The sequence below is a fragment of the [Scytonema hofmanni] UTEX 2349 genome, assembly GCF_000582685.1.
GTDB classification, from domain to species: domain Bacteria; phylum Cyanobacteriota; class Cyanobacteriia; order Cyanobacteriales; family Nostocaceae; genus Hassallia; species Hassallia hofmanni.
Genome location: NZ_KK073768.1, coordinates 1,737,112 through 1,750,123, shown reverse-complemented (window position 1 = coordinate 1,750,123; position 13,012 = coordinate 1,737,112). Strand labels below are relative to the sequence as shown.

At 41.3% G+C, this 13,012-nt stretch carries 8 protein-coding genes; 6 read left to right on the top strand and 2 right to left on the bottom strand.

Annotated features, from left to right (window positions below; genetic code table 11):
• Nucleotides 1–310 precede the first annotated feature (310 nt).
• Nucleotides 311–1,261 (top strand): ABC transporter ATP-binding protein, encoded by a 951-nt coding sequence (locus TOL9009_RS0112950; protein ID WP_029633186.1) that lies wholly within the window; start codon nucleotides 311–313, stop codon nucleotides 1,259–1,261.
• Nucleotides 1,262–1,373: 112 nt separating this feature from the next.
• Nucleotides 1,374–3,266, top strand: coding sequence for an ABC transporter permease subunit (locus tag TOL9009_RS0112945; RefSeq protein ID WP_029633185.1), 1,893 nt, complete (start codon nucleotides 1,374–1,376; stop codon nucleotides 3,264–3,266).
• Nucleotides 3,267–3,575: 309 nt separating this feature from the next.
• Here TOL9009_RS0112945 and TOL9009_RS0112940 read toward each other — a convergent pair whose 3' ends face one another.
• Nucleotides 3,576–5,261, bottom strand: a complete 1,686-nt coding sequence (locus TOL9009_RS0112940; RefSeq protein ID WP_029633184.1) for an NAD(P)H-quinone oxidoreductase subunit 4 — start codon at nucleotides 5,259–5,261, stop codon at nucleotides 3,576–3,578.
• A gap of 429 nt (nucleotides 5,262–5,690) precedes the next feature.
• Here TOL9009_RS0112940 and TOL9009_RS0112935 point away from each other — a divergent pair, with 429 nt between their 5' ends.
• Nucleotides 5,691–6,881, top strand: coding sequence for an RNA-guided endonuclease InsQ/TnpB family protein (locus tag TOL9009_RS0112935; protein WP_029633183.1), 1,191 nt, complete (start codon nucleotides 5,691–5,693; stop codon nucleotides 6,879–6,881).
• Here the strand turns inward: TOL9009_RS0112935 and TOL9009_RS38985 are convergent.
• Nucleotides 6,871–8,103: a DEAD/DEAH box helicase gene (locus TOL9009_RS38985; RefSeq protein WP_084763205.1), complete on the bottom strand. Its 1,233-nt coding sequence runs from the start codon at nucleotides 8,101–8,103 to the stop codon at nucleotides 6,871–6,873. The genes TOL9009_RS0112935 and TOL9009_RS38985 overlap by 11 nt on opposite strands.
• 592 nt (nucleotides 8,104–8,695) lie before the next feature.
• Here TOL9009_RS38985 and TOL9009_RS0112925 point away from each other — a divergent pair.
• From TOL9009_RS0112925 to TOL9009_RS0112915, 3 genes are all read left to right on the top strand, one after another.
• The gene (locus TOL9009_RS0112925) at nucleotides 8,696–9,373 is read left to right on the top strand and encodes an alternative oxidase (protein WP_038296329.1); all 678 of its coding nucleotides are present in this window, start codon (nucleotides 8,696–8,698) and stop codon (nucleotides 9,371–9,373) included.
• 366 nt (nucleotides 9,374–9,739) lie between these two features.
• The gene (locus tag TOL9009_RS0112920; protein ID WP_029633181.1) at nucleotides 9,740–11,398 is read left to right on the top strand and encodes an alpha-amylase family glycosyl hydrolase; all 1,659 of its coding nucleotides are present in this window, start codon (nucleotides 9,740–9,742) and stop codon (nucleotides 11,396–11,398) included.
• 280 nt (nucleotides 11,399–11,678) lie between these two features.
• The gene (locus TOL9009_RS0112915) at nucleotides 11,679–12,725 is read left to right on the top strand and encodes a 3-deoxy-7-phosphoheptulonate synthase (protein WP_029633180.1); all 1,047 of its coding nucleotides are present in this window, start codon (nucleotides 11,679–11,681) and stop codon (nucleotides 12,723–12,725) included.
• Nucleotides 12,726–13,012: the final 287 nt, after the last annotated feature.

The window sequence follows — 13,012 nt, the reverse complement described above, 5'->3', positions numbered from 1 at the left end:
TTTCCCCCTTCCCTCTCTTCGAGACGCTTTGCGAACGTAGGGAAGGGGGTTAGGGGGTTAGGTTTTTTGTGGCTTTTCCACATAACGTGAAAAGTCATATTAATATTCAGCAACGCCGAACATGGTTTGTCATTGCAAGCAGGCAGATGAAGCTAATACAATCATCTGCGTTCATCTGCGTTCATCTGCGGTTAATACTCTCCTACTTAAAGACGAGGAGTAATCTACTTTTGTTTCAATTTCCGAAACAAGCCTGACAAAAGCTGTAGAGACAAGTTAGGTTAATTGTTAAACCGCACCCTTTGCAGCTATGGTAAAAGAACTGGCAATTCGCACCTGTGGACTCACTAAGCAATTCGATCGCCATGTTGCCGTTAATAATGTTGATTTGGAGATCCAAGCGGGTGAGGTTTACGGATTGATTGGTCCGAATGGCGCCGGTAAAACAACTCTCATCCGGATGTTGGCAACTGCTGAGGAACCAACTATCGGTGAGATTTATATTAATGGCGATCGCCTTTTACGCGATAAAAGTAATCCCACTCTCAAACGTCGTCTCGGCTACTTACCCGATGACTATCCCCTTTATGATGATCTCACAGTTTGGGATTATCTCGATTATTTTGCGCGTTTGTATCGCTTGCGGGAACCGCGTCGCACTCAACGTTTACATGAAGTTTTAGAATTAATACAACTTGGCAATAAACGTCATAGCCAGATTTCTACTTTATCACGGGGGATGAAACAGCGTCTGTGTTTGGCGCGAACCATTATCCACGAACCAATTTTACTACTACTAGATGAGCCAGTTTCCGGGCTTGACCCCATTGCCAGAATGCAGTTTCGCGAAATCATTAAAGCGTTGCAAGAAGCTGGGATGACAATCTTAATTTCCTCCCACGTTCTCAGCGACTTAGCAGAACTGTGTACTTCAGTGGGAATTATGGAACTTGGCTTTTTGGTAGAAAGTGCTTCACTAAAACAACTTTATCAGCGTCTTTCTCGCCAGCAAATTTTATTATCAACTTTGGGAAGTTTAGAACCTCTTTTAAGCGAATTGAAAAATCATTGCTTAGTGGAGGAGTGGGAAGTTATGCTAGATAAACAAAGTGTGCGCGTCTATTTTTCAGGGAATCAAGAAGATAGTGCAAATTTATTGCGATCGCTCATTGAAGCTAACATTCCTCTGAGCGAATTTCATTGCACTCAAGAAGACCTAGAAACAATTTTCCTCAAACTAGGTCATAAACAAGCATCTTAAATGTTGTTATTTGTTGGTTGTTAGTTGTTGGTTGTTATTCTACTATCAACTATCCACTATCAACTAACCACCATCCACTATCAACTATCCATTTTTTGAAGGATTTGTAACTATGATGCTGAACTTAATAGATAAAATCGGCGATTGGAATCCGCAATTGTTGCGAGAACTGAAAGGTCGCTTGAAAATTTTTCCTGTAGGGATTTCATTGATTATATCGCTACTCGGTCAACTGATATTATTCCTTTATCAGTTAAGAGAATTTCCCGGTGAAAAATACTCTCTAGTTGGTCAATACTGTAAATTAAGTAAATCTTACATCCAGCAACAAGATGCGCTGTCTCGACAAACAAACACATTGTATACAGCGATATCAAACTTTAAAAAAACTAAAGTATCTAGTACAGTTTCACTTGTTGATTTGCAAACTGAACTTAAATCAGCGAATGCAAAAAGTCAAGCTTTAAATAAATACATCTCAGAAACTTTTTGCCCCACTAATCAATTAGATATACAATCGTGGTGGCGAGATCACTGGGAATACATATTTCTATCGCTAAGTGTGATTTTTATCTTCACACTATTAGTAGCAGGAACTTATTTACTCATCAATAATTTAGCTAATGAAGAACGTCGCGGTACGCTAAATTTTATTCGTCTCAGTCCCCAGTCAGAAGTAAATATTTTGATTGGTAAACTGTTAGGAGTACCAATTTTAGTTTATCTCGTAACTTTAGTAGCAGTGCCTTTACATTTGTATGCTGGACGTTCTGCTAATATCGCCTTAAGTTACATTTTAAGTTTCTACGTTGTTCTTGTTGCTAGCTGTCTTTTCTTTTATAGTGCAGCGCTACTTTTTGGTTTAGTTTGTCGCTGGTTCAATAGTTTCCAACCTTGGTTAGGTAGTGGTTCGGTTCTAGCATTCTTAATGATGACGATGGCGCTCGCATCATCTTCTGGAAGTAGTTTCAACAATTCAACGGCTTGGTTTAGATTATTTAGTCCCTTCGATATCACAAATTATCTCTTTCCTAATTTATTTCACTTATACAAAGGTTCGCCATTGAAAGAATTGCAGTTTTTCTACTTTCCAATTGGAAGAGATGTTACTAGCATTGTCGGTTTCCATTTATTAAGTTATGGCTTGTGTACCTTTGGTATTTGGCAAGGATTGAAACGTTGCTTTCGTAATCCCAATACCGCTGTTATCAGCAAGTTTCAAAGTTATTTTTTGGTAGTTGGTTTCCAAGTGATGATGTGGGGATTCACTTTGCAGATTGTAAAAAATTATTGCCCACCTAATTTGGATAAGCAATCTCCTCCTTGTTTGTATGATGTGAATTCTCAAATTGGCGAGAATTTCATTTGGCTAGGATTTTGTAACTCAGTACTGCTTCTTGGTTTAATTGCAATTCTCTCACCTCACCGTCAAGCTGTACAAGATTGGGCAAGGTATAAACATCAGGGTGTTTGGAAGAAATCTTTAATAAAAGATTTGATTTTCGGTGAAAAGAGTATTGCACTGGTAGCAATGGCAATTAATGTAGCGATCGCTATTATCCCATTAATAGTTTGGATTGCTGTTGCACCGATTTTAAATGTTCACCATAACCGCAATTTACTTGGACTTGGAAACAATTTTCACAGAATTCATCTAGTTTTTGCTTTAGCGTTATTTATCACCTTGATGATGATTTACGCTACCATAGCTCAACTGATGTTGATGATGAAATCTTCTAAGCGTTCTTTGTGGGCAATTGGTATTGTAGCTGCGGTAATGTTTTTACCACCGATGATTCTCCAATTCCTCAGCATGTATCCCTCGCAAAATGCTACTCTCTGGCTGTTTTCCAGCTTTCCTTGGGCAGGTGTAGAATATGCTTCTACAACAACAGTTTTTATGGCACTCTTGACTGAGTTTAGTGTTTTAGCATTGTTAAACTTTCAATTGACAAAGCGGGTAAAGTTAGCAGGGGAATCTGCTACTAAAGCATTGTTAGGTTGAGGTTAATTGTAGTCAGCGCTGAAGCGCTGATACCAATTCTTTATGAGGCTGCGCTTAATAACCCGACGAGTAAACTCGCGGCTACACGTACAAGGAACACCTGCGTGGGCTAAATTAGGCGCAGCTTCACACAGAAATGGTATGACTACAAAGTTTTCTATTAAGTTTAAGTAGGTGGATCAGATTAAAACCTCACCCTCAATCCCTCTCCTTACTAAGGAGAGGGAAGCTTTTATGCTAGGTGAGGTTTTATCTTATATTTAATTACGCCTACCTATTTAGAGCGATCGCCTAATTTCCATCAAAAGCTTACTTGACAATTCCTAAAATAGATGCTGTGTCAGACTTGGCAATTTGCGGAAGCAAGAATTTATGAGCATAAATCTGGGGATTTCCTTGGGAAATTATAGTATACGATTGGCGAAGTTGAGCGTTGACTGCAACAATCTTCACGTCATACATCTGTGTAGCGACCTTGGGGTACAACCCAATGCCGATAATCAACACTAAAAAACAGGCAGCAATAAACACCTCACGCGGTCTGGCATCCTCATAAACTGCCTCGCTAGGCAAAGCGCAGTCAGTACCAAAGCAAACCGCTCCTTCATCATCCTGATTTTCTGAGCCGACATTGCCAACCTCGCATGTGAGAGCAGCACCAGAACCGTAAAATATTTGTCGCAGCATCGAGAGCAGATAAATCGGTGTGAGGATGATTCCCACCGCAGCTAAAAAGACCGTGACGGTGCAGAAAGTGGAGCTGTAGACATCGCTGGTCGTCACACCAACAAACACCGCTAATTCGCTAACAAAGCCGCTCATACCGGGGAGAGCTAGGGAAGCCATTGCCGCGATTGTAAATAGGGCAAACACTTTCGGCATTACCTGACCAACACCGCCCATTTTATCCATTATTAGGGTGTGGGTGCGATCGTAAGTCACCCCTGCTAAGAAGAATAACACCGAGGCAATTAAACCGTGGGAGATCATTTGCAACATCGCACCGCTAATTCCCAAGTCGGTGAAGGATGCAATACCCAGCAGTACAAATCCCATGTGGGAAACTGACGAATAAGCTAGGCGACGCTTCATATTAGACTGAGCAAGGGAGTTCAACCCACCATATATAATGTTGACAACGCCGAGAATTGCCAGCATCGGTGCAAAATAAATGTGTGCATCACCCAAAAGCTCCAGATTTAGGCGAATCAGTCCATATCCGCCCATCTTCAAAAGCACACCTGCTAGAATCATTGATACGGGAGCAGAAGCTTCACCATGAGCATCAGGCAGCCAAGTATGTAGGGGGAAAACAGCCAGCTTGACACCAAATGCAATCAACAATCCCGCGTATAGGGGCAGTTCTAGCGCTAGTGGATAATCCTTCATGGCAAGCTCGACTACATCGAAGGTCATATTGTCCCCGTAGACTGCCATTCCTAGCGCTGCAACCAAGATAAAAATAGAAGCTGCGGCGGTATATATTAAGAATTTTGTTGCCGCGTAGCGACGCTTTTGACCCCCCCAAATCGAGACAAGTAGGTAAACGGGAACCAGTTCGATTTCCCACATAATGAAAAATAGTAGCAAGTCTTGGGCGACGAATACCCCTATCTGTGCAGAATACAGCACCAGCATCAAGAAATAAAAGAGCTTTGGCTTGATATTAACTTGCCAAGCTGCAAATATCGCCAGCGTCGTCACCAATCCTGCCAGAAGCACGAGGGGGACAGATATTCCATCGACGGAAACTGCCCAGTTAAAATTTAACTGAGGCACCCAAGCATACTTTTCTGCGAGTTGAAAAGAAGCGCTGCTCGGATCGTAATGCTTCCAAAAGGCGTAGCACATCAAAGCAAAGTCCGCGATCGCGACACCTAAGGCATAAAACCGCACAACTTTGCCGTCTTTATCAGGCAATACGGGGATTATAAAGGAAGCAACGAGCGGGAGCAGGACAATCGCAGTTAGCCAGGGAAATCGATCCGCTATCATGGTACTGAGCAAAAATACTTATTAAAAATATCTTACTAAATTTTGTAACTATTTATAAGGTAGATGCCGAAAACCCCGAAATTAAAACCTAAAAACCCAAAAACTTTTTAGGTTTTAAAAATCCGTATTTACCGCACATAACCATCTAGTTAAATCTATAGTGCAGAGATGAAAAAAGTTGTGGTGCGATCGCACTTCAGGCAAAGAAAGAAAATTAAGCGATCGCTACTCAATTCTTGGTTTACAAGGAAAAGCGGGGAAGAATGATGCGCCCCGGAAGAACAGGTACGTAGTACCGCATTCTGTGCAATAGATGCGGGGATGAAAAACGACTCCGTTCTTTTTAACCCCCGCAAATATTGTATAAAGTTTTCAAATTAAGTAGATAGTTTACGCTGAAGATGATAGTGTAAGGTAGGAGGTAAAACAATGCTTGTATTTGAGTTTAAGGCTTACGGAAAGGCTGCCCAATTTGCCGCAGTAGACGATGCAATCAGAACAGCCAAGTTTATTCGTAATAGCTGTATTCGGCTATGGATGGACGTTAAAGGCACAGGTAAAAATGATTTGCAGAAATATTGTGCTGTACTTGCGGCTAATTTTCCCTTTGCCTCGGAACTCAATTCAATGGCAAGACAAGTGAGCGCTGATCGGGCTTGGGCTTCTATTTCTCGGTTTTATGACAATTGCAAAAAGGGGGTTGTCGGGAAGAAAGGCTTTCCCAAATTCCAGAAAGATTGTCGTTCTGTTGAATACAAAACTTCAGGATGGAAGCTTGCGGATGACCGTAAAACCATAACTTTTTTTGATAAAAAAGGTATAGGTCGATTAAAGCTAAAAGGTACTCGTGACCTGCATTTTTATCAAATTAACCAAATAAAACGGGTGAGGTTGGTAAAACGTGCAGATGGTGTGTATGTTCAATTTTGCATTGACGTAAATCGTTCCGAGAATGTAGATCCGACTGGTAAAACAGTAGGGTTAGACGTTGGGTTGAAAGAATATTACACCGATTCTGACGGCACGATGGTCGAGAATCCTAAATTTCTCCGTCAAGGAGAAAAAGTTCTCAAGCGTTCACAACGTCGCATTTCCAGAAGGGTAAAAGGTTCAAAAAATAGAGGACGGGCTAGACAGATTTTCGGGTTACGCCACCTCAAAATAAGTAGGCAACGTAAAGACCATGCTGTGAAATTAGCACGGTGCGTAGTTCAGTCTAACGACTTGATAGCTTATGAAGATTTGAGGATTAAAAATATGGTGAAAAATCATTGTTTAGCTAAGTCCATTAATGACGCATCTTGGTATCAGTTCCGTGTATGGCTTGAGTACTTTGGGAAGGTATTTAAGCGTGTCACAGTTGCGGTTAATCCGCAATACAGTAGCCAGGAATGCTCTAGCTGCGGAGTCATTGTCAAGAAAACACTATCTACTCGAACACACGTCTGTAAATGTGGTTGCGTGATCGATCGCGATGAAAACGCCGCTAGAAACATCCTTAGTCGAGGATTGGGTACGGTAGGGCATACCGGAACCTTTGCACTTGATGCAAGCAACACTTGCGGAGATGAAACCTCTACTCTTGTTGGTGAAAACCTGCATGAGCAAGTTATGTCTTAGATTCAAGAATCCCCGTCGATTTATCGCGGGGAGTGTCAATCACATGTTGAAATGCTTCGGACGATTGGTGTGGGTTGAGTCCAAAGCCTGCTAGAGTTTCTCTCGGCAACTTAATAGCAATCAGTTTTTCAATATCCGCCAATATTTGATATTCATCAACGCACACTAGCGATACAGCTTCACCTTTTGCACCAGCACGACCAGTGCGACCAATACGATGAACATAATCCTCCGGTACATTGGGCAGATCGAAGTTGACTACATGGGGCAAACCGCTGATGTCAAGACCCCGCGCAGCAATGTCTGTTGCCACCAGTACCTGTAAAGTACCATTCTTGAACTTTGTCAGAGCGAAGGTACGTGCCGACTGGCTCTTATTACCATGAATTGCCAGCGCTTGAATGCGGTCTTGTGTCAACTGCTTAACCAAACGGTCAGCTCCATGCTTAGTGCGGGTAAACACCAGCACTTGATACCACTTATCTTGCTTAATCAGGTGAGCAAGTAATTGACGCTTCTTGTCGTAGTCCACCTGGTATACTTTCTGTGCCACCGTGTCGGCTGTAACGTTGCGGTTTGCCACCTCGATCATCGTCGGGCGATCGAGCAGCCCTGCGGCGAGTGCCTTAATTTTGTCGGAGAATGTGGCGAAAAATAGCAAATTCTGTCGCTGTTTGGGCAGGAGCGAAACTATGCGACGTATATCACGAATAAAGCCCATATCTAGCATTCGGTCAGCTTCATCTAACACCAAAACCTCAATACCTGACAGGTTCACTGTACCCTGCTGCACATGGTCTAGAAGTCTTCCTGGCGTAGCAACCAGAATATCTACGCCATTTCTCAAACGCTGTTTTTGCGGATTAATGTTGACACCACCGAACATCGCCATCGATCTCAATTTCAGGTATTTACCATACTCATACACACTTTCCTGTACCTGTGCGGCGAGTTCGCGAGTTGGGGTGAGAATTAGCGCTCGGATTGGTGCGTATCCATTCTTATTGTTTTTCAAGCTTTTGTCGGACGACGACAACTTATGTAGGAGCGGCAGGGTAAAACTCGCAGTTTTTCCAGTACCAGTTTGGGCACTAGCTAGTAGATCGCCACCCGACAATACAGCAGGAATTGCCTGCATCTGGATTGGCGTGGGTTTGGTGTACCCCCGCTCGGTGACAGCACGGATAATTTCATTGGACAAGCCGAGTGTAGAAAAAGACATAGTACTCCAGAAATAACATCAGCCTGTCGCTAATGGCGGCATCAGTCTAAGGCGGACGCTTGCATGTTTGAAGGGCTGGATAGGCAGTAACGCAAAGACTGAAAGCGAATGCCGCAATTCTGGATTATAACAAAGTTCAGTCCGTTATGCTGTTAAAATTCCTTTGTTGAGAGTCAATATAGCTTGTAGGTTACGGCAGGCAGAGGGTTTTTCAATTTTTCAGATGCGATCGCATCGACAATCCCAGGTGTAGAAAATCTGCTTATGTAGATATAAATTTATCAAGATTTACCGGAATTTACTCAAGACAAGCAGTATCAACAAGAGTAACACGGCACAACAATTAATGGCTAATTGATTTTTAAGCGTCAGTTTAGCCACAGCTTGCCTACTTCTAATTTGATACCAGGGTGAAGGATAAAAAATGATTAGACATCGACCGAATTTAATGCATGACCTCTCTCTAAACTCTTCCCCCAAGCAGAGAAAAGCTTTAATTCTCCCTTCCTTCTCTTCTCCTGTCGCAGACACGCAACGAAGCAGACGCCCAAGGGACATCGGGAAAGGGAGTGCGTCTAAATCTTTTCTGGAGATGTCGATTAAAATTATCGTCAATTGCTTAGTTTTCGTTATCGACAAGTTATATAAAAAACGTCCATACGCCCGTTTTTACGTTTTGGAAACGGTAGCGCGTGTACCTTATTTTTCTTACCTTTCAGTACTGCACTTATACGAAACTTTGGGGATATGGCGCAAAGCTGATTGGCTCAAAGTTCACTTTGCTCAAGCTTGGAATGAACACCATCACCTCTTGATTATGGAATCTCTGGGCGGAAATCGCCGCTTTATTGATAGGTTTCTTGCCCGTTTTACAGCCTTGATTTATTACTGGGCGATTGTATTTTTATACATGCTTTCACCGCGTCACGCTTACTACTTCAGCCAATTGATCGAAGAACATGCGTATCATACTTATGATAACTTTGTGCATAGAAATGCTGCTAAACTCAAAGAGCTACCCGCGCCGATAGTTGCAATCAACTATTACCGCGATGGTAATTTGTATATGTTTGACGAATTTCAAACATCCCGTCGTCCTTGCGATCGCCGTCCGGTAATTAATAACTTGTATGATGTTTTTATCTGCATTCGCGATGACGAAGCAGAACACGTTACCACTATGATCGCTTGCCAAGACCCACAAGCACAAACAACTTTTAAAAGCCCCCACACCGCTTATATAATTACTCAACAGAGACACGGGGTATGAAGCTGTTGGTTATACCATTTCTCTATGAATATCCGTCTAATTTAGCCCACGCAGGTGGGCTTCCCTTCGGGACGTTGCGCGAACGTTTGTGTAGCCCCAGGCTTCGGTGCCTGTTCGCGCAGCGTGCGCTCGGCGCAGGGCGTTATGTGCTTTAGAAGATGTTTTATAATTACTAAAAATTCGCAAAATCGAAGATGAAGAAGACAATCAACAGGTGGCGATCGCTACAAAAAAATCAAGTCCCCTTTAAAAAATCTCTCTGAAGATAGAGGTATTAGTTCTGTAATTACTTCGTAAGAGCTATTGGCTTATTTTAAAAAAAATCTGAAAATACGAACAATCACACTTTTTCCTACAAATACTTCTATGGCAAAGCCAATTGAATTTAACTTATTTGCACCATATAACAAAGGAGCAGCGTTAATTGCTTCTTTTTCTGATTGGAAAGAAATTCCAATGGAAAAAGGCGATGACGGTTATTTTCGTACAACTGTTGAATTAGAAGACGGGGATTATCAATACAAATTTCGCGTTCAGTCAAAATCATGGTTTTTTGAACCAGATAAATGGGTGGATGTTACCGACCCTTACGCAACTGATATTGATGAAACAACTGGTAAAGATAACGGTATCGTCCGGATTAAAGATGGTGAAAAAATTGTTGATACCTATGTGTGGAAACACGACGATAAACCTTTACCTGCTGACCATGAATTAGTTATTTATGAAATGCATATTGCAGACTTTTCTGGTGGTGAAGATGACCCTTACGCACGAGGAAAGTACAAGCACGTTATTGAGAAATTAGATTATCTATGTGAATTAGGAATCAATGCTATTGAGTTAATGCCACTGAAGGAATATCCTGGTGATTATAGCTGGGGTTATAATCCTCGCCACTTCTTTGCTACAGAATCAAGTTATGGCACTACAGATGCATTAAAAAATCTAATTGACGAGTGTCATGGCAGAGGCATTCGTATCATTATGGATGGTATTTATAACCACTCAGAAGCATCAAGTCCTTTAACACAAATTGACCACGATTATTGGTATCATCATCAACCCCGTGACCCTGGTAATAACTGGGGACCAGAGTTTAATTACGAACACTACGATGAAAAGTTAGAAACTTATCCTGCTCGGAAATTTATCGGCGATTCGGTACGTTATTGGATTCAAGAATATCATACAGATGGTATTCGTTACGATGCAGCGCGGCAAATTGCTAACTACGATTTCATGCACTGGATTGTTCAGGAAACGAAAAAAACTGCTAGTATGAAGCCTTTTTACAACGTTGCCGAACACATTCCAGAAACTCCTAGCATCACCAATGTCGAGGGACCGATGGATGGGTGCTGGCATGATAGTTTCTATCACTGTATTTTAGAACATATCTGCGGCGATACATTTGATTTAGAGCGCCTCAAAGATGTAATTGACTGCAAGCGTCAAGGCTTTTTGGGTGCTACGAATGTAGTAAATTATCTCACCAATCACGACCACAATCATGTTATGGTCGAATTAGGAAATCGTCAAATTCTTGATGAAGAAGCTTTTAGAAGAGCTAGATTGGGAACAGCTATTCTCATGACAGCAGTCGGTGTACCTTTGATTTGGATGGGTGAAGAATTTGGGGAGTACAAACCCAAATCTCAAGAGTCAGCTAAAATCGATTGGACACTGTTAGGTAATGACTTAAATCGTGGGTTGTTTGATTACTATAAAGGCTTAATTAATCTGCGTAAAGACAATCACGCTCTCTATACTGAAAATATCGACTTTATCCACGAAAATCCAGAGGCAAAGGTGCTAGCTTATAGCCGCTGGAATGATCAAGGTTCTCGTGTAGTTGTTGTAGCCAATTTCTCAGAAAACTTCTTAGGTGGCTATCATGTTCCTAACTTCCCTAGTGGTGGTACATGGCACGAGTGGACAGGTAATTATGATGTAGAAGCTGGTGATGATGGCATTTTGACTGACTTGGGACCATACGAAGCGAAAGTATTTGTTTGGCAATAATGCGGTAGTCAGATAATAAGGAAAAAGGGGGGAAATATTTCTCTCCTTTTTTTTGTTAATTTATATTACAAATATTGTTTATATGTGAATGAATTAAGATATATATTTTTTATTTGTAAATAAGTTTTGTTTTAAAATATCCATATGAATTTCGATTCTCATGTCATGTTTGGTTTACCGAACATATTTTAAAGACGTTCCGCCGGAACGTCTCTACGATGATTGCAGTGTTTTTATGACTGCTAACATAATACGTAGCACAAATTACGAAATATTCCTCATGCACAACAAATTATTTAACACTAACATTAAAAGTTCCCACGTTTTATTGACTCCAAATGATCTAAAGACAAAATTACCTTTAACAAGGTCGGCTGAAGAGACTGTTTTAAAATTTAGGCAAGAAATCGGACATATTCTTGATTTTCAAGATAGGCGGAAATTCATCGTAGTTGGTCCTTGTTCAATTCATGATACTTCTTCTGCGATCGCCTATTCCCAAAAACTAAAAACTCTAGCTGAGAAAGTCCAAGATAAACTCCTGCTAGTCATGCGGGTTTACTTTGAAAAACCCAGAACAACAGTCGGATGGAAAGGATTAATTAACGATCCCGATATGGATGATTCTTTCCATGTAGAAAAGGGTTTAGAAATTGCACGTAGCCTACTATTACAAATTACTGAACTCGGATTACCCGCCGGCACAGAAGCGCTCGATCCGATTATACCGCAGTACATTAGCGAATTGATTTCTTGGTCGGCAATTGGCGCACGCACCACAGAATCACAAACTCACCGCGAAATGGCAAGCGGACTTTCCATGCCTGTAGGTTTCAAAAACGGCACTGATGGTAATATTCAAGTGGCTTTAAATGCCTTGGAATCAGCTAAAAGTCCACACCATTTTCTCGGAATTAATCACAAAGGACAAGTTAGCATATTTCAAACAAGAGGAAATGCCTACGGTCATGTTATTTTACGTGGCGGTAATGGTCAACCTAATTACGATGCTGCGAATGTCCAACAAGTGGAACATAAATTAAAAGCAGCAGGTTTATCACCGAGAATTGTCATCGACTGTAGTCACGGTAATTCAAATAAAGACTACAGATTGCAACCTAAGGTTTTAGAGAATGTTATTCAACAAATCGTTGATGGCAATACATCAATTGTCGGTATGATGTTGGAATCGAATTTATATGAAGGAAGTCAATCAATTTCTTCTCAACCACAAGAATTAAAATATGGGGTTTCTGTGACTGACAAATGTATTGGCTGGGAAGAAACAGAACAAATTATTTTGGCGGCATATTCAAAGCTAAAGTAAGAAGATATAGCAATCCTGAATCATTCATGAGAAACAAGATCCCCGACTTCTTAAAGAAGTCGGGGATCTGCGGGTTGCAATTTTCACAAATGAAATAGAATTGCTATAGCAACAAAATTTGTAGAGACGTTCCGCCGGAACGTCTCTCAATACGGTTCGGTTAAGGGAAATTGTAGAAATTGTAGGTTGGGTTGAACGAAGTGAAACCCCAACAAAGCCTTGGAAATGTTGGGTTTCGTTCCTCAACCCAACCTACAAATTTTTGTTTTTTTAGCTTAACCGAACCG